This is a genomic window from Allobosea sp. P1_A7 (assembly GCF_056406775.1).
Map to the genome: position 1 here is coordinate 1 of NZ_JBFTZN010000194.1, position 18104 is coordinate 18104.

General features: G+C 61.3%; 16 protein-coding genes and 3 pseudogenes. 8 read left to right on the forward strand and 11 right to left on the reverse strand.

The window, feature by feature from the left end:
- Positions 1–418 precede the first annotated feature (418 nt).
- From AC1D34_RS26390 to AC1D34_RS26405, 4 genes and pseudogenes are all read right to left on the reverse strand, one after another.
- Positions 419–2710, reverse strand: coding sequence for an autotransporter family protein (locus AC1D34_RS26390; protein WP_476825787.1), 2292 nt, complete (start codon positions 2708–2710; stop codon positions 419–421).
- Positions 2711–3638: 928 nt separating this feature from the next.
- Positions 3639–4273: pseudogene (locus AC1D34_RS26395) on the reverse strand (recombinase family protein).
- Between the two features lie 608 nt (positions 4274–4881).
- Positions 4882–5295, reverse strand: coding sequence for a low affinity iron permease family protein (locus AC1D34_RS26400; protein ID WP_441508962.1), 414 nt, complete (start codon positions 5293–5295; stop codon positions 4882–4884).
- Positions 5296–5359: 64 nt separating this feature from the next.
- Entirely contained in the window at positions 5360–5863 is a 504-nt protein-coding gene (locus AC1D34_RS26405) for a YciE/YciF ferroxidase family protein (RefSeq protein WP_441508963.1), read from the reverse strand.
- Between the two features lie 256 nt (positions 5864–6119).
- Between AC1D34_RS26405 and AC1D34_RS26410 the strand changes: the two are divergent.
- A pseudogene (locus AC1D34_RS26410) lies at positions 6120–7459 on the forward strand (FAD-dependent oxidoreductase).
- 185 nt (positions 7460–7644) lie between these two features.
- On the opposite strand, the gene AC1D34_RS26415 reads toward AC1D34_RS26410, so the two are convergent.
- From AC1D34_RS26415 to AC1D34_RS26425, 3 genes are read right to left on the reverse strand one after another with little or no spacing between them, the layout of a single operon-like run.
- Entirely contained in the window at positions 7645–8055 is a 411-nt protein-coding gene (locus tag AC1D34_RS26415; RefSeq protein WP_441508965.1) for a hypothetical protein, read from the reverse strand.
- 3 nt (positions 8056–8058) lie between these two features.
- Positions 8059–8433 carry a hypothetical protein gene (locus AC1D34_RS26420; RefSeq protein WP_441508966.1) on the reverse strand — a complete coding sequence of 125 codons (375 nt, stop codon included), beginning with the start codon at positions 8431–8433 and terminating at the stop codon, positions 8059–8061.
- Complete coding sequence (locus tag AC1D34_RS26425; RefSeq protein WP_476825788.1) at positions 8430–9506, reverse strand: YihY/virulence factor BrkB family protein; 1077 nt, start codon at positions 9504–9506, stop codon at positions 8430–8432. The genes AC1D34_RS26420 and AC1D34_RS26425 overlap by 4 nt, the downstream gene beginning before the upstream one ends.
- Positions 9507–10134: 628 nt before the next feature.
- Here AC1D34_RS26425 and AC1D34_RS26430 point away from each other — a divergent pair.
- On the forward strand, positions 10135–10317 hold the full coding sequence (locus AC1D34_RS26430; protein WP_441508924.1) for a DUF3606 domain-containing protein: 183 nt from the start codon (positions 10135–10137) through the stop codon (positions 10315–10317).
- Between the two features lie 124 nt (positions 10318–10441).
- Here the strand turns inward: AC1D34_RS26430 and AC1D34_RS26435 are convergent, their stop codons facing one another.
- Positions 10442–10867, reverse strand: coding sequence for a DUF1236 domain-containing protein (locus tag AC1D34_RS26435; protein ID WP_441508923.1), 426 nt, complete (start codon positions 10865–10867; stop codon positions 10442–10444).
- A gap of 514 nt (positions 10868–11381) precedes the next feature.
- Here AC1D34_RS26435 and AC1D34_RS26440 point away from each other — a divergent pair.
- The 5 genes from AC1D34_RS26440 to AC1D34_RS26460 are packed head-to-tail and all read left to right on the forward strand — an operon-like array spanning position 11382 to position 14554.
- Positions 11382–11891, forward strand: coding sequence for a LysR substrate-binding domain-containing protein (locus tag AC1D34_RS26440; RefSeq protein WP_476825793.1), 510 nt, complete (start codon positions 11382–11384; stop codon positions 11889–11891).
- Positions 11864–12244, forward strand: a complete 381-nt coding sequence (gene tnpA / locus AC1D34_RS26445) for an IS66-like element accessory protein TnpA (protein ID WP_441493346.1) — start codon at positions 11864–11866, stop codon at positions 12242–12244. The genes AC1D34_RS26440 and tnpA overlap by 28 nt, the downstream gene beginning before the upstream one ends.
- Positions 12241–12588 carry an IS66 family insertion sequence element accessory protein TnpB gene (gene tnpB / locus AC1D34_RS26450; protein ID WP_441493345.1) on the forward strand — a complete coding sequence of 116 codons (348 nt, stop codon included), beginning with the start codon at positions 12241–12243 and terminating at the stop codon, positions 12586–12588. Before tnpA ends, tnpB begins: the two co-directional genes overlap by 4 nt.
- A 59-nt stretch (positions 12589–12647) precedes the next feature.
- Positions 12648–14300 carry an IS66 family transposase gene (gene tnpC, locus AC1D34_RS26455; RefSeq protein ID WP_476825789.1) on the forward strand — a complete coding sequence of 551 codons (1653 nt, stop codon included), beginning with the start codon at positions 12648–12650 and terminating at the stop codon, positions 14298–14300.
- Positions 14301–14356: 56 nt separating this feature from the next.
- Positions 14357–14554 (forward strand): hypothetical protein, encoded by a 198-nt coding sequence (locus AC1D34_RS26460; protein WP_476825794.1) that lies wholly within the window; start codon positions 14357–14359, stop codon positions 14552–14554.
- Positions 14555–14951: 397 nt separating this feature from the next.
- Here AC1D34_RS26460 and xth read toward each other — a convergent pair whose 3' ends face one another.
- Positions 14952–15737, reverse strand: coding sequence for an exodeoxyribonuclease III (gene xth / locus AC1D34_RS26465; protein ID WP_476825790.1), 786 nt, complete (start codon positions 15735–15737; stop codon positions 14952–14954).
- A gap of 69 nt (positions 15738–15806) precedes the next feature.
- Positions 15807–16046 (reverse strand): alpha/beta hydrolase family protein, encoded by a 240-nt coding sequence (locus AC1D34_RS26470; protein ID WP_476825791.1) that lies wholly within the window; start codon positions 16044–16046, stop codon positions 15807–15809.
- Positions 16047–16385: 339 nt separating this feature from the next.
- On the opposite strand from AC1D34_RS26470, the pseudogene AC1D34_RS26475 reads away from it, so the two are divergent.
- A pseudogene (locus AC1D34_RS26475) lies at positions 16386–16583 on the forward strand (cold-shock protein); the annotation flags it as partial.
- 477 nt (positions 16584–17060) lie between these two features.
- Here AC1D34_RS26475 and AC1D34_RS26480 read toward each other — a convergent pair.
- Entirely contained in the window at positions 17061–17366 is a 306-nt protein-coding gene (locus AC1D34_RS26480) for a DUF7696 family protein (protein WP_476825792.1), read from the reverse strand.
- Positions 17367–18104: the final 738 nt, after the last annotated feature.

Below are 18104 nucleotides of genomic sequence, written 5' to 3' on the forward strand. Positions count from 1 at the left end.
GTTCTCCGACACGTAGTCGTCAAGATACTCGGGAAGCAGGACACCCTGCCGACGGTCTTCACTCTCAACGAAGCGCTTCATCTAAGCTCCCGGAGCATCACCTCCAGGAATCCTAGCCGACTCGGCTCTTTTCACACAGCCTCCACCCAACTCAGACATTGGCGGCGCGTCATCACTATTTCCGGAGACGACAGCCTCGACCCATTTGAGACATTTGAGGATCGGTATCCGGGCCCGGAGCTGGGCCATTGCCGACATCTACAGGGTCCGCTTGCAGGAAACTCATCTGAAGAAACGTAGGGACGGCCGGGTTTGGCGCTCCTGCGAAGCTCACCCGCGGGTCATTTTCCCGATCACGCCCGCGCCGGCTCGGAGCCAGCAGTATGACCTGCGTTTGAAGTGTCGGCAGGCGCCACGCCTACCAGGTGACACGCAGGCCGAGATTTCCCTTGATGCCGCGGCGATGGTCGCCGCCGAGATTGCTGGTGTAGCTCGCCGCCGCGTAGACACCGACGTTCGACATCACCTGGGCCGCGACGCCACCGCCGAATTCAAGCGAGCTGTAGCCGAAGCCGGTTGTAATCGGCGTGACGTTGAAGGTTGCCGTGTCGCTGCCGGAAAACGTGCGCCAGAGATTGGCGAGGAGATAGGGTTTCAGCGTCATCCCGCCCATCGTCCAATCGCCGGTGAGCCGTGCGCCGATCCGGCCGGTGAGCGCATCGTCGGGCGAAAAGCGGACCGCGGAGAACCGATCGCGCTCCGTTCCGAACGAGACCGATTGCCAGATCAGCTGCGCCTGCGGCTCGAGCGACAGCCCGGCTCCGATCTGGATCGGATAACCGGCCTCGAGCGAGCCGGTGAGACCGGTTCCGTCGGCGCTCATCCCGACGCCGCGGGTCGAGCGCGGATCGCCATCGAACCAGGAGCCCAGCAGCACCGCGTCGACATACCAGCGTGACGGACCGACATGGGTCCAGTAGGCGCCGAGGCTGGTTGCATCCATCCTCAGCTTGCCGACCAGCGCCCGCTGCTGGGCGAGAGCGAAACCGCGAGCATCGACGTCGGCACTGGCGAAGCCGAKGAACAGGCCAAGCCGGTCGCGATGGCCGTTATTGTCCCAGCCGAAGAGATCCTGACCGGCCTGGAAGCCGCCGATATTGCCCTTCATCTCGGGCGAGAGCAGGCCTGAGCGACGCTCCTCGGCACGGCGGCCGAAGACGCGGCCCCAGGCGCCCGGAAGCGCGCCCGAGCCGAGCAGCATGGCCTGATCGCCCTGGCGCTCGTGAAAGGTCCCGAGCGTCGCCAGGCCCAATTGGCGCGCCACGCCCGGCAACAGTGTGTAGAGGGCCGCCTCGGGGCGGAAGAGAGGGATCGGAGTGTCAGGAGCCGTCACTCCGGGCGGTATCACGCCGGGGGGCGTGGGGCCGACCGGGGGCGTCACGCCTGGGGGCGTCGGGATGAGCTGGTTTCGCAGGAACCAGTCATTCTCGGTGCCGGGCGTCACGCCGCCCTGGAACAGGAGATACTCATATGCGCCAGCCGCGACGATGCCGCCGAGCGCGAAGGCACCGGCGGTGCTTCCTCCATTCACCGCGCGGACCACCTGGATGCCGTTGGCCGTCGTCAGTTCGCCGGACCCGCCCGCGTTGGCGATGCTCAGAAGCGAATTACCGGTTGCCGAGCCGACATCGAGGCGATCGGAAGGCGAGCCGTCAGTTCCGAGGACAGTGTTCAGCCCTATCGTGCCGCCGCTTCCCGTATAGCTGGGCGTCGTCAGGAGCGTGCCCGGCGCGGTGCCAGTGCCCATGTTCACAAGGCCGGCATTAGCAACGCTCGGGAGTGTGTGGCTGAAGCCATTGAGATCGAGCGTTCCGCCGCTTGCGACCGTCACTGGAGAATTTGGGCTGAACGTGTTCGGCCCGCCTGCGCGCAACGTACCCGCGTTGATGTTCGTCGGTCCGCTGTAGGTGTTGGCAGCGGTCAGCGTGGTGGTGCCCGCGAACACATTGACCGTGCCATTGCCGCTGATCGCCGGCGCGAACACGTAGCTTTCGGATGTGTGATTGAAGTTAATCGTACCGGCGCCAGCGCCAAAAGCGAGGCTCGGCGCGTTGAGCGTGCCGGGGGCAGCCGCCGGATTACCCGAGCCCGCGCCGATGTTGAGGGTCCCAACCGCTCCAGACCTCGCCGCGATCACAACAGTAGGCGCGGTAACTGCGCCGCCGTCCGCGAGCGTGAGCGCGCCAGTTCCAAAATTGCCAATGTTCAACTCGAGAGAATTGATCCAGGTCGAGCCCTGTCCGGTCACCGTCACCATACCCTGCGAGCCCGGACCATTGCCGATGTTGGGGGCGTTATCGACGGTAATATTGATGACCCTCCCGCCATTCTCGATCGTAAGGGTGCCCGTGCCTAAACTGCCGATATTGAGCCCACCGCTTATTCCGTTGGTCCAGCTGGAATTCGGGCCGGTCACCGTCACCTTACCGTTCGAGCCGACAGCCAACCCGACTGAGCCGCCCCCACTCGTCACCGCGCCGGCGTCTTGAATGGTAAGCGTGCCGGTGCCCTGGCCGCCGACCACGACACTTCCCGCATTCGACCAGCTGGAGCCCGCTCCGGTTACCGTCACCGTGCCCAGCCCGCCCGGTAGATTGCCGATTGTCCCGAGGGAGTTGGCTACTGTCCCGCCCGTCTGGATTGTAAGCATCCCGGTCCCGTTTGGACCGACGGACAAATTCCGGGCTATTGCGCCGGGGGTTGCAACCACCGTCGAATTCGGCGTCAAAGTGTTAATGTCTGCGTCGCGCGTCTGCTGGGGAACACCGCCAAGCCAGTTGCCAGGCACGAACCAATTGGAGGTCAACAGTCCGGTCCAGGTGCTGGTCTGGGCGTGTGTCGAACCCGTGGACGCTAAGAGAAGCGCGATCGTCGCCAGCGCCGTGGACGAGCCAAATCCGCAACCGTGTGCCGGCCACGCCGGGCGCCGCGTAAATAGCGCGACAAGCCAACGCCTTCGATCGTTCGCGCCGGAGCCCGGCAGCACACGCCCCCAACCCATACCCGCCCCCTACGTGTAGCCCGCGGCGTGATCACGATGATCGCGTTGCGAGCTCAGTCAGAAGTCAGAAGTCAGAATCGAATTTGGCTACGGCGTAACGAGTCTCGTGTGATGATCAGAGAAAGCGCCAGCGACATCTACAAAATGTTTACGTGGGCGCGATTGGCGCGAGTGCGGACCCATATATTTCAAGGGCCTGTTGCGCGAATGCCGCGGATTGCGGTCGCATACTGCTCATATCACCGACTGAAATTTTTTGTCGGACCAATTACTAGACCGCCTGAAGCCGGCAATGCGATTGTCGGGAACAGGTCGTGACCTGCTGCCGAGCTTCAATCCGCCTGCGTCCGCTACACAACCTGAATTCTTGCACGGCCACGACGTTAGCCGTAGGCAACGCGATCTGCCGCGCAGCGTCAGCAGGACCAGCACGCGCTCGGCTGGCTCTTGCCCCGCATAGAGACCGGCGAGCCCTGCGAGCGGGACGCGCTCGATCCGGACACGATCGCCGGGCTTGAGCGGCCGGGGCAGTTCGATCAAGCCGTCGATCTCGCGCGCCCTGATCTCGGCCCGGGCGCTAAATGCCCCACTTCGCCAGCGCCGCCTCTGCCTCTGCGGGATCATCCTTCATCCGGTAGATCGCCTGCCGGGACAGGCCCGTCGTCCTGGCGATGAGGCTGATCCCCGCATCCTGCGCCAGCAGGTCCCGTACGGTTTCATCTGCGCCGGGGTAAAGCTTGGCTTGCGGCCCCTGTAGGCGTTCCCATTGCCGGCCTTCGCATGCTCGATACCGGCCGCCTGCGCTGCCTTGGTGGCTTCTGCCTGCGCCTGTGCGGACGCCGCGATGAAGGCAATGAGAGCGTCCCTGACGGCTTGCTGCATCGGGTCCGCCGTGGCGCCGTCGAAGGTCATGCGGTTGATGATGGTCTTGATGACGACGCCTCGTCGCATCAACTCCCGGATGCTCTCGGTCACGTCCGCGTAGTTGCGGCCCAGCCGGTCCACCCAACGGACGACCAGCACGTCCCCCGCGCGCAAGAGATCGAACAGCCGTCTGCCCTCCGGCCGCTCCGCAAGTGGGGTGCTGACGCCGGAGACCCCATGCTCCGCCACCACCCGGTCAATGGCGAAGCCGGCATCCCGCGCCTGCTTCTCCTGATGGGAAATGGTCTGATCCGCGGTTGAGACGCGGGCATAGAAGACTATCTGCATGGAGCGGAACTCCCTGGCGCCGCCGTCACGATGGCCAACGCGGTGCCTCAAGCTTTTCCCGCGGCGGGAGTATTGCACACGCTGCCAGCGGAATACACTCGCCCTAACCGCGATCATCGGATGGCAGAGATCTAGTATCACCAACAACGGCATCGCTACTACCGGCGTGATCGTTACGACGATGGTTATGGGTACCGTCGTCGGCATGGTGGCCCACCGCCTTGGGCTCCCGCTTACGGCTACCGGCGGCATTATTCCGAGCGCTGGTAGGAAGAGTGCGGGGTGGGGCGGGGCCCTTCCCCGCAAGCGTGTTCCACCTACCGGTGTAACACGCTAACCGGCGAGCTGCGGATAGTTTCAATCAAGGCTCTGTCAGGGGCGGGGGGATACTAACTGTTGCAATCACCGCCAGCGGCAACGTCCCCAACATCGTTTTTGGTACGGGGGCGTCGGGGCCTGTAATCTCACATCCGGCCCGCGACCCGTCCAAACTGAATATCGGAGCGCACGCGTCTTCAGGTGATGGCTAGTACCATGCTTCGACGCCGCGAATGACATGCGGCGGGTCTCCCCCTTCTCATTTTTATCTCGGGTACAGTCCTTCTTGATTAGCCGTTGGTCCGCGCGCGGGCACGCTCGGCACGTCGCTCAAAATCATTGCGAAGCGCCTCGAGCTTCTCTTCGTCCAGCTCTTCGAGGTCGAGGAGTTCCTCGCGAGCCCCTTCGAGGCGAACGATCAGTTCGTCCAGCTTGATCTGCATGGCGCAGGTGTCTCGATTCTGGCTGTTCTGGATGATGAAGACCATCAGGAAGGTCACGATCGTAGTCGATGTATTGATCACCAGCTGCCAGGTGTCGTTGAAGCCGAAAATCGGGCCCGACATCGCCCAAATGACAATGGCCCCGAGCGCCACGAAGAATGTTTGCGGCTTTCCCGCCCAACGGGCCGTGGTCTGGGAAAGGCGGGTGAACAACGAGGCGCCCCTCCCAAGTTCGACCAGTGAATCCTCATAGTTTGCCATCGCGCATCGCCTTACTTGATTGTCAGGGCGGGAGCCCCGGATATCGGGGCCCCCAAATTATTGGCTACGCGGCCTTCGCCATGGCTGACTCGTTGACCGAGCCCGCAGCGAGCTTCGAAAGCGCTTCGTCGGTTTTCGATTCTTCGGTGAGAGTCTGATCCAACAGGCCCACTGCATCCTTAAGGCCAAGCTGTCCGGCCCAGGCCTTCAGCGTTCCGTACCGGGCGATTTCGTAGTGCTCCACGGCCTGGGCCGCCGCGAGCAGGCCTGCGTCCATGGCGGGGCTGCCGGCATAATCCTCCATCACCGCCTTACCTTCCTCGATGATGCCGAGAATCGCGTCGCAGGTTTTGCCGCGGGCTGCTTTGCCGGCAATCTCAAAGACCTGCGCCAGACGTTCGATTTGTCCCTCCGTCTCATCCCGGTGCTTTTCGAATGCGGCCTTGAGTTCCTGGGATTTGGCTGCCTTTGCCATCTTCGGAAGTGTGCGAAGAATTTGCTTTTCGGCGTAATAAACGTCCTTGAGCATGTCGATGAACATGTCGTTGAGGGTCTTGGCGTCCGCCATGGCTGTCTCCCTGGTTTGGGTAGGCTTCCTGAGACAGGTCGAACCTCGTGGGCAGGGGATTGTTCCAGTTCGATCACGTGTTCGCGGCCAACGCTTATGCCCGCCGGTTTGGGCGGTCCCGTGCACGCACAATCTCGGTGTCTGTGTGAAGCTCTAGCGGCGATGATGCGGGGGACGAAGGAGGAATCGATTTCGTCGGGCTGCCGAACCAAATGCGACGGGTGACGTTCCTGCTCCCAGAGCGTGGAGGTTACCGATGAACGCGTTGCAGGAGCACAGCCGTTCGGTCTGGATGGACGTGAAGGTTGCCAGCCATGCCAAATCGCTGAGTAAGGACCTCACCATTGACGTGGTGGTAATCGGAGCCGGCATCGCCGGTCTGTCAGTGGCCTACGAGCTTCTGCAACGTGGACGATCTGTTGCCGTTGTGGACCGTGGTGCGATTGCCGGCGGAATGACCGCACGAACGACAGCCCATCTGGCGCCCATTTGCGACGACTCCCTGGCTGGGTTGATTTCAATGCGAGGGACGGAACTCTCCCGCACGTTCCAGGACAGCCAGAGCGCTGGGGTCGATCGGATCGAGACAATCCAATCCAAAGAAAGCATCGATTGTGAATTTCGGAGGCTCGACGGCATCCTGTTTCTCGACCCGACGAGCGAGGAGAGCGTCCTGCAAGATGAAATCGATGCCGCCAAAAAATTAAAGGTCGCCGTCAATCGCGACAAAGGACTCCCGCTCCGCGGACTCGCGGCGACGCCCTATCTCCGTTACCCCAACCAGGCGACCTTTCATCCTCTAAAATATTTGAATGGTCTTTGCGACGCGATCAAAGCAAAGGGCGGACGTCTTCATCCAAACACCGCAGTCGATGAGCTCCACGAAGAAGGCGACCTCGTTAAGGTGACGCTGGCGAATGGCCACCACATAATGGCCCCGCACGCTGTGGTCGCGACCAATTCGCCGATCCATCAGACGGTAGGCTTTCACACCAAACAAGCTCCGTACCGCACCTATGCGATGGCGTTCGACCTCAAGCGCGGAGAGGTGGAAGACCAGTTGTACTGGGACACGCTCGATCCCTATCACTACGTGCGCCTGACTTCCGGCGTCGATGGTCGCGACATCCTCATCGTCGGTGGCGAGGATCATAAAACGGGTGCAGCGGACAACGCGCCCGCGCGTTTCGTGGCTCTCGAATCCTGGATTCGGATGTTGGTGCCAAATCTCGGTGAGGAAACGCATCGCTGGTCCGGACAAGTCTCAAGGCAGCGGTGCGCTTCCTTTCAGAGAACGCAACGCTCCTCGCAAATGCTGCGTCGTATCTGGCGCCGGGTGAGCTTGGCTCGGTCGACGAATTGGCTCCCGGACAAGGGGCAATCATTCGGCGCGGCCTAGCCAAGATCGCCGCGTATCGCGATGAGAAGGGGAAGTTATTTGAACGATCAGCGGCCTGTACGCACGTTGGCTGTCACTTGCAGTGGAACTCTTTTGAGCGGTGCTGGGACTGCCCCTGTCATGGTTCCCAGTTCGCACCAGATGGCAGTGTCCTCAACGGACCAGCCATAGCTCCGCTCCCTGCGATCGAAAGCTGAATGATCCGCGTAACAGGTGGCCTATGTCGAGTGCCGAGCGTCTGCGAATATCACCGCGCCCATCACAAACCGTGGAGCATGCGACGGCATCAAGCGGTCCGCGAGAGCAACCGTGCGCGTCCTAGGAGGATCGAATGATGCCCGCGTCGTTTTGGTTAAACCCAACTAAGTCTGCTCGGGCGGCCTTAGGGATTATGACTAGGCCGGCCGGACAATATTGACCTTAGACGCCTCGAGCTTGCGATAGCCGTGAATGAAGTCAGCCCACCAGCAATGGCCGCGGCCAGTGCCACACCGGTCTTTGAAAACTTGGGACGAAGCAAACGCGCGTAAGGCAGCGTCGAGACCGGCCGCCCGCGGATATAGAATGCAAATCCGACGCAAACGCCCGCCGTGACGAGCAGGGCGCCTGCGACGCTCAAGCTTGCGCTGATTGGGCCATACCGAAACGCCAGCCAGCTGTGCGCCGCATCGAGAATGTAGGCGGTCGCAAAAACAACCAGCAACACAGCACATACCATGAGGGCGTAGGCAATCACCTTTTGTTTGATCGCCGCGGCGAGAGGCGCAACCAATGTGGCTATCAGCGATCCCATGAGCTATTTCGCCGCCCACAAGCCGACCACCAGGCCCGCGGCTGCCGCCCAGCCAAGTGCTCTAAGAGGCCGAGCCCGAATCTCGTCCATCAGCATTTCCTGGAGTTCCGTCACGCGCCGTTCAGCGATTTCTGCCATTTCGTCTGTATTGACACCCACGGAACGCAGATTGTCTGAAACGGTGCTGCCAGAACCCCTCAGTGATTGAGCCAATTCGGCGCCTTGGGATGTCGAACGGTGCCGGGTGCCGGTTTGTCTCTTGGACGTGGCCATGACGGTCTCCAGGTTGGCGGCAAAATCGATGTGAGCGTAACGACCTGCGCCCGTCTCTGTTCCCTTGGTCCTGCTGAAAGCGTTCAGCAACAAATATTGGGTCATCCTTTGCGATCGGCCGCATCGGCGCCACGCATGCCAATCGGCATCGGCGCACCTTTTGTGGTGTCGAGATAGGTTTGGCGTTCGGCTTCTGAATTTAATTCGGCGCCCACGAGAACGATCGTCGCGGACAACCACATCCAGGTGAGCAGGCCGATCACTGCGCCGATTGCGCCGTAGGTTTTGTTGTATTCTTCGAAGTTCGCCACATACCAAGAAAACAACATCGACGCGACCAGCCAACCAACGGCCGCCAAACAGGCGCCCGGACTAACCCAGACCCATTGTGCCTCATCACGGCTTGGTCCGTATCGATAGAGAACTGCCAGCGCAAGAAGAAGAAGTCCGATGAGGGTTGGCCAGCGGCCCAATGTAACGAGCCATTCTGCAGCGACGCCGAGTTGGGAGTAATCCAAGATTACGGGAATGAGAGCGACCGCTCCGAGGGCGGCAAGCGAGAACACCAGGATCCCAAGGGTGAATACCAACGACACAAGGTTCAGCTTGATAAAGCCCCGTTTTTCGTCTTCGCCATATGCGACGTTCAAGGCATCAAATAGTGCTTTCACTCCGGCGTTTGCGCTCCACACGGCCAAGCCAAAACTGACTGCGAAAGCAAAACCAAGCTTTGTTTCGCCGCCAGCTGCAATACGGCCAACCTGCTCACGAAGAAAATCCGTCGCCCCGGCGGGCAAGAATCCGTCCAGCATATTGAATTGRTCGGCGATTGTGCTCGGATCGGCGGCGAGTCCGTAAAGCGAGACAAATGCGGTTAGTGCCGGAAACAGGGCGAGCAGCCCATAGAAAGTCACACCTGCCGCAACTGCCAAGACCCGATCGCGCTCAACCTCGTGGTAGGTGCGACGAGCAATGTCAGTCCAACCTTTCGCTGGAATCTCGGTCGGGACGGCCGCACTTTCTCCGGCCTTGGTGCGATGCGCGACCTTCTTCTCGTAGGCATCGTCCCGGGCGCTCCTGTCGGAGCGTTCAAGGCGAGAAATCGCATACGCAGACAGGAAGCCCAGTAGGAAGGCTAGCGACACGCCCCTGAGCGCACGTTCATACCGCAACAGCATATCCTCCGTGCGGGGAGCAACGCCAATACGCTCGATAATGTTGCGGACCTCGCATTCTTTTGAGCGTCAACGCCGCTGCCGCGCCTGACGCGAGGGCTAATTCGGCGTTGCTTAGTGGACAATCACGGTAGCTATCGCGGCGACGGACAGGAGCAGGGTGGCGGCCCACCCAAAGATTCGAACAAGCCGGTTGGCAACGAAGCAGTCCATGTTATCGCGCAGGCTCGCGACCTGGCGATATAGCTCGGCCGACGGTCGCCCAATCGACCTTCACTATGAGCAGAACCCTGACATAGGAAAGTGAGACCAGCGTCAGCCACTAGGACGGACCGCCAATCGCCAACGCTCCGCCGCGCCCATGGCGGCCAGGGTTGCTCTAATATTGGTCCTGTTCGCGAAGAACAGAAGGCCGACCAATCCGAGTGCAAGCGGCTTGGGCAGGATCGATTTGATGTTTTGCGCTAACCCGCACTCTGTAACCAGCCTATTTAGGCGCTCACCAGCTGGATCGCGGACATCAGTCAGCGGGTCCGGTTCCGTCTTTCCGAGAACATCCTCGCGCCATCTGCCGCCGTCACTCGGAACTTCGATCCATGAGCGAGGTTCAATGGGATTCAAGGAGGTTCCCATGCCGGACGATCTCACCAAAAGAGGTGCGCAGGACCGCTCGCGCATCAATGTGAATGAACCCCACGAGGTGAAGTACTGGACGCAAAAGTGGGGCGTCAGCATCGAGCAATTGAAAATGGCGGTAGAAAAAGCGGGGCCGAGCGCGGCCGCCGTCGCGCAGGTTTTGGGCAAGCCTGATTAGTTCGTCGTAGCACCGCTTTATGCAGCGATCAGCTTTTAGAGTTCAAAGTGAAGCGGATACGACCAAGGCACGCAAGACCGCAGCTTCTGGTGGCGGCCCGCCGTTTCCGGCGGGCCGTAAGACGTCACTCGATGATCTGGACGATCTTGCGGGTCTTGGGTTCGACCAGGACCGGTTGATCGTTGATGACGGTGTAGCGATACTCGGTTTTTCCATAGCGAGCCGGCACCTCTCTGTAAGTGACGGTCTCCGGAAGAGTGGCACCGACCACAACCTTCTCCTTGTAGGCGACCGACGGCACCTTCTGTTCCCTCACATAGGTGCGGAATTCAGTACGCTGATCCGCCGCGATACCGCCAACGATCGCGCCGCCAACGGCGCCGCCCACGGCTCCAACTGCCGCTCCAGCCGGACCGCCGACAATCGCGCCTCCGACGGCTCCGGCTCCTGCACCCGCCGCAGCGCCGCCTGCCGCACCAGAATTCGACTGCGCGAAAACTCCGACCGGCATAAGAGCAAGCGCAGAAACCAGGATAATCTTCTTGATCATGTCGACCTCCAATGGCCCCCGCCGAACATTAGAACGGGCTGCTAAGCCATTGGTTCCATGAACGTTTGTTCAGAATTTGACTCAGGTGCCAATGGCACTGTTTAGAGTTTTCGAATGTCGCGGATGGGATAGTCTTCTACAACATTGACGATCCGGACAGAGGCCGAAACGGCTTCCTCGCGAGAGCACCTGCGACGGCGTGGAAGCTGAGAGCGGATCGAACAATCCGGGTCGGTGCAGGCGCGGGAGAGCATCCCCCTCGAAGAGCGTTCGAGGGCTCTCGGCACCCAACGAGATTTTATAATACTGCCCCGCCGCTAACTGCCGTTATTTTTCGTCGCGGGCACTGGGTCGACGACGCGCCCTTTTCTCAGGGAATGTCACTACAGGATTGGGCGAGCCTTCGCGCGAGTCCAAAGTGTCGGTTAGGGCGTCGRTTGGCCAGAGTTCGGCACTGACGTCGCAACGGCTCTGAACGGATCAGGAAGTGATAGTGAGGTTTCTATTCCGGCCAATGAGGTCTTTTGCTCCTATCCCGTCATCGAGACGATCGAAGTCCCCCTGCGTCTGCATGCTGCCCGCCGATCATCCGCTCGCAGCCGAGTCGGTCATCACGCCGGCCCATCTCGACGACGCCCCCTTCATCTCGCTTTATGCCGATCATTTCCTGCACGAGGCGATCGAACGCGCCTTCGCCGAGCATTCGGCGCGGCTGCGCATGGCCGTTCATGTCGAGTTCTTCGGCACCGCTTGCGCGCTGGTCATGGAAGGCGTCGGCGTGACCATCGTCGACGTCGTCACCAGCCTGCATTTCCAGAAGGTGGGACTGATCGCGAAACCGTTCCTTCCCAGGCTCGATTATCGCTATGCGATGTTCCAGCCGGGCGTGCGTCCACTTTCACGAATTGCGCGTGAGTTTGGTAGCCCTTCGGCGTGGGCCGCCTTGCGGTGGCGCGTGCTGAGTGAAGAAATAGGCGTATGGATAGTCATACGCCTATGCCGAAGCTCTCTCGGCTTGAAGTGATCACGACGGGRTCGCGGCGGCGGTGGACGCCGGAAGAGAAGCTCCGGATCGTCGCGGAGAGTTATTCTGGTCACCGAGCGGCATCTTCGACGGCTCGGCGGCATGGACTGTCGAGCAGCCAGCTTTTCGCCTGGCGCAAGCTGGCCCGTGCAGGCCGCCTATCGGAGATAGACGAGCCAGGCTTCGCGGCGGCGATCATTGTCCCGGAGGCGGCTGCGGCGCTGGAGCGGTCGGCTTGTTCGGCTGGAGCCGGACGTATGGAAATCATCATTGACGACGTGCGCATCCTCGTCGATGCGAGCGTCGATGGTGCRGCCTTGGCCCGCGTGGTCGCTGTCATTGGGCGGCGATGATCCCGGTTCCGTCGAACGTGCGGGTGTGGTTGTCGGTCGGCCGGACCGACATGCGCCGGGGGATGACGGGGCTGGCGCTTCAGGTTCAGGAGGCGCTGGGCCGGGACCCGCACGCTGGCGATTTGTACGTCTTCAGAGGCGCCAGGGGCGATCTGATCAAGATCCTTTGGCACGACGGCCTGGGCATGTCGCTCTATGCGAAGCGGCTGGAGAAGGGCCGCTTTATCTGGCCGTCGCCGGCCGACGGCGTGGTCGCAATCTCGGCGTCGCAGCTGGCCTATATGCTCGACGGTATCGACTGGCGGAACCCGCGGCACAGCTGGCGGCCAAGCAGCGCCGGATAAGGTCGGGACGCTTCATTTTTTAGGAGTCAGCGGGTGGGATTCATGATTCACTTCTTGTCGTGGACGCCGCTCTTGCCGACCTGCCGGACGATATCAACGCGCTGAAAGCGGCGCTGACGATCGAGCGCGCGAAGACGCGGGACGTGGCCGCGGACCTGGCGGTGGCGCGCGCGAAGGCGTCCGAAGATCTGGCCTTGATCGCCCATCAAAAGTTGCGGATCGCCAAGCTGGAGCGGCAGATCTACGGCCCTCGCTCCGAACGGTCGCAACGGCTCATCGACCAGTTGGCGCTGCAGTTCGAGGAACTGGAAGCGAGTGCCACCGAGGATGAGCTGGCTGCGGAAATTGCCGTGGCCAAGGCCACGGTTGTGGCAGGGTTCACCCGCAAGCGCCCCGAACGGAACACCTTCCCCGATCACCTGCCGCGCGAGCGTGTGGTGATCGATCCTCCGACGGCATGCGACTGCTGTGGCGGAACCCGACTGCGCAAGCTGGGCGAGGATGTAACCCGGACTCTGGAAGCGGTCCCCCGCCAATGGAAGGTGATCGAAACCGTGCGGGAGAAGTTCACCTGCCGGGATTGCGAGAAGGTCAGCCAGGCGCCGGGCCCCTTCCACGTGATCCCCAGGGGATGGGCCGGCGCCAACCTGCTGGCGATGATCCTGTTCGAGAAGTTCGGCCAGCATCAGCCCTTGAACCGACAGGCCGAGCGCTATGCCCTGGAAGGCGTACCGGTCAGCCTCTCGACCATGGCCGACGCCGTGGGGTCGGGCTGCGCGGCACTCGACCCGGTTCTGAGGCGGGTTGAAGCGCATGTCATGGCGGCTGAACGCCTGCAYGGCGATGACACCACCGTGCCGGTTCTGGCCAAAGGCAAGACCGATACKGGACGATGTTGGGTCTACGTCCGCGATGACAGGCCGTTCGGTGGGGCATCGCCGCCGGCGGCGATGTTCTATTACTCCCGCGACCGCAAGGGCGAGCATCCSCAARCCCATYTGGCCGGATATRCCGGGCTRTTCCAGGCCGACGCCTTCGATGGGTATCGCCAGCTCTATCTGCCTGAGCGAAGTCCCGGGCGGATCCTGGAAGCAGGGTGCTGGGTTCACGCCAGGCGCCCGTTCTTCGCCATGGCCGATCTTGAGGAGAACGCCCGGCGGCAGGCTGCGGGCAAGAAGACGATCGCCCTCTCTCCCCTTGCGGTCGAGGTCGTGCGCCGCRTCGACGCCCTGTTCGAGATCGAGCGGCCGATCAACGGCAAGARTGCGCWGGAGCGCSGGACAGTTCGCCAGGACCTGAGCAAGCCGCTTGTCGATGCGCTTGCGGTCTACATGCGCGAACAGCGYGCCAAGCTCTCCCGCGGCCACGACCTCGCCAGGGCCATCGATTATATCCTCAAGCGCTGGGCAGCCTTCACCCTGTTCCTGGATGACGGGCGGGTGTGTTTGTCGAAYAATGCAGCCGAGCGCGCGCTGCGCGGCATCGCTCTTGGAAGAAAATCATGGATGTTCTGCGGGTCAGACCGGGGAGGTCAACGCGCTGCCGCCATGTACAGCCTCATCGTCACGGCCAAGATGAACGACGTCGATCCTCAGGCCTGGCTCGCCGACGTTCTGGCCAGGATCGCCACGCATCCAGCTCATCGGATCGACGACTTGCTGCCCTGGAACTGGATGCCCAAAGCATCCGCCATCGCTGCGGCGGCGGCCTGACATTGGCCCCGGTTAACAAGGTCCACCATGTCCATACCATTGCCCGCGTCGCCGAAATGCTCGGTGAGGACGAGGACTGGCTGTGGGACGTGGCCAATGAAATGGACCAGGAGGACGGCGTGGTCTGGGTCTATGGGCCAGGCGATGACAGCGTCATGGCGTTCACAGACTTCGGCATCGAGACGYTCAAAGGCCTCGCCGAAATCTACAAAGCCAATCCTCACCTGCTCACAAGATCGGACGACCCGAAATAGCCGTACTGCGGCCTACGCCGCATGGTTACTGAGTTTGTGGATGCATTCAGGGAAGAGAACACTCGCTTAGTTCGGGCTAATTCTCCCTACACGGGAGCCTAATCCAAGTGAGCACAGGACGTCCCCGTCCCCGGAATTCGCTCTGCGCTTCAAAAATTAAGCCCACCGTTCTGTGAACGGCGGGCCTCTGACTATCGTCAGGACTAGACGGCTCCGGCCATCGCCGGGAAACTGGCTTTGCCCTCCTGTCGGCTGCGGCCGGTACATCCGCGGCAACGCATCCAACCGGAGAGCAGGCAGGTGCGATGATGGCACCGCGCGGACAACGAAATGGTGACGGCTTTGGTTCCTGCAAGGCGGCGGGAAATTGGCAACGATCTGTTTCAAGTTCAACGAGCTACGGCGGGGGGGATTCAAGCTCTATCAGGACCGGGGCGTGGTCACTGGTATGCTCCCAGCCACGCGGCGAACGCCGAATCTCCGCACGCTTGAGTGATGCAGCCAAAGCGGGGCTTAGCAGGAAGTGGTCGATCCGCAGTCCCGCGTCGCGTTCAAACGAGTTGCGCCAGTATTTCCAAAACGTGTAGATGCGCTCGTGGGGGTGGAGGTGCCTGACGGCGTCGACCCACCCCTGTTCAAGAAGTTTGGCGTATGCCTTCCTCACCTCGGGGCGAAAGAGAGCGTCCTCCTTCCACCGCTCAGGCGCATAGACATCCAGCGCCGTCGGCATGACATTGAAATCACCAACGAGCGCAACCGGCACGTCGAGTGATAGTATCTCCTCGGCGTAGCTTTGCAGTCGATCAAACCAGCGAAGTTTGTATTCGAACTTGGGCCCAGGGGCGGGATTGCCATTGGGAAGATAGAGACACCCTATCAGCATCCCGTTCACCGCCGCCTCGATGTACCGGCTATGGCTGTCATCGGGATCTCCGGGTAAGCCCCGGCGCGTCAGGACAAGAGGGCGGCCGCGCTTTGCGAGGATGGCGACACCGTTCCAACTCTTCTGGCCCTGCCAAACCGCCGCATAGCCGGCTTGCTGCAGCTCACGCTCCGGAAAGCGATCATCGGAACATTTCAGCTCCTGCAGACAGACTACGTCGGGGTTGTCCTGCTTGAGCCACCGCAGAAGAACCGACAAGCGGCCGTTGATGCCGTTTACATTGTAGGTCGCGATCTTCATTGACGGCTCTCCTCCTAGCCGGGAATCTCTCCACATAGCTCGGGGGGTTCGGCCCTTTCCCGCCGAGCGTCAGAGGTTCTCGCGCAGGAACGCCTGCGCTCTCGATATCACATCCGGCCAACTAGCGAGAGAAAGTCCATGTCCTTCGCCTGGATAGATATGGCTTTGGACATGTCCCCCGGTACTTTTGATCAGCCTCTCGATGGCCCCGGCGTCTGATACCGGGACCACATGGTCGGCATCCCCATGCAAAATGAGTGTCGGTGTCGGACCGAAACACCGAGGGCGGCTGAGCCACGGCCAGGGCAAGCATCACCGCAATCATAATCAAAACTCACGAATCGACATCGGGCAGCCGAGGCCGTTTCATTTGAGTTGCGCCAGGCTAAGGAACTGGCCCTTGGGGAAAGCCATTAAAAACAAATTTGTACTTATGTTCCTTTTAGGTATCTCGCTGCGTCAGCCGGCCGCTCAGCTTGGTGCTTCCTCTTGAAACCGGCCCGCTGCTCTGAAAAGGGTGGCGAGCCTTTTTGCGTTTTGGCGGAACCCTCCGTTTCCATGCGCGTTCAGCCGACAGTACCCATGACCCCTGACTGGCCCGCTGTGGGAGGACACCGCGGGCCCTTTTTTGGGCTCAGGAGGACAGCCATGGCTACGGGAACGGTGAAGTGGTTCAATCCCACCAAGKGATTTAGTTTTATTCAACCTGACGACGGCGGACAGGATGTGTTTGTTCACATCAGCGCCTTGGAGCGTGCGGGATTGCGCGAGCTGCGCGACGGACAAAAAATCGCTTACGAGCTTGTTCCCGACCAACGCTCGGGAAAAACCTGTGCCGAGGAACTGACTACGGTACCATTCGTTTGGACGGCGCGCTGTTCCCCTCAAAGGCCACACGACCTAACCGCTGCGATTTGCCCTAGGGCGGGGCCCTATTTCCTCTCCTGGCATCGCCCTCAAGTCCAATAGAGGATCCAATACCTTGGTGGGAGGATGGCCACTTCGGAACGCGCTCGTGAATGCCATGACGCCGATCAGAAACGTGGACTGACACGTCTTATGCTGCGGCTGCCTGGTTTGCGTGCGGGCTTCGAACAGACGTCTGATTCTCGTTCTCTGTGAGGCCTATGAGCTGGCGTGGATCGGGCTCGATTTCTGGGCCCGGTCGGAAGCGCCAGAACGCGCCGAGCGGATTATGGAATACGAAGAGTTGGCGGCCTCTTTGGAGTCGGAGGCGCTTATTAGAGGAAGGAAATCCTGAGACGCCGGCGCGCGGGCACGGCCTGGGGCCTCGCTGCTCCCGCCGGATCAGCGGGCCCAAACTCAGCCCTTCATTTTGATGAGCCGCAGTCGCTCGATCTGAACTTTGAGCGCAGCAACCACGCCCTCGCCGCGCATGCCCCTGATGCCTTGTCTTTTGCGGTCCACGGCGCCGGGGACGCCGTCGAGGATTTCGGCGCGCTTCGCCTCTGGGAGGGAGAGCAAATATTCGACCTCGCATTCGTGCAGCCACTCCCCCGGAATCGGAGAGAACCTCTCGACCGAAGAGATGGGACCAGACGACGCGAGGTGAGGAGCCTGGCACATCTCCAGGGTTGCCCCCAGACTGGTCGATCGCAATGCGTTCATCGACGCAGGCACCGCATCCTGCCTCGACTCAACTCATGGAGCCGATCGCCGGTTCCGCGCCGATGAAACAATTTCGCTCGCGCCCGGAACCCGCAGGGGCCGCTGCGCGTTTCACACCTCAACCCAAGAGGGGTGAACTGGCCCGCTGTGTGAGGACGCTGCGGGTCCTTTTTTTGTTCCTCGTCGACGGAACAGCCGAGGGGCAAGTTTGTTTTCTCTGCGTGCCGGCCACCACTCTCCACCGCCCGCACGGCCTCGGGCTCCGCCGCTGCCATACGGCGGGGCCTCCGGCTGGCCAATTCATCCTTGCGTTCTTTTGATGGATTATAAACTGTGAGCATCGCAGGGGGATTGCGATGCCGTTCCGTTCTATCGTCGCCACGCCAGAGGAACTCGCTCGGATCGCCGTGGCTTTTGATGAAGCTTGGAGCGAGATTGCAGCAAGGGTCGACCCGCTCAGCGAGCCCGTCCAACGCGAGCGTCTGGCCTCAATCATCGCCGAGTTGTGGAGGGCGGACCCAAGCGTCGATTTGGCAGTACWYGCTGTCCAACGTTTCGATGAGACCGCGTCGAAAGGACCGGGAGAATCTTGAGCGAGTGAAATAGTAGTCGCCGCCCGGAACTGCKGGTTTCGACAGSGGTTCGCTACTGCGTGGTGGCGTTGTTCACATCCGGCGCCGTCACGGCCTGGGGAGCCCCGCCGCTATTCCCCCCGGAACGGCGGGGCGAACCTCGTGC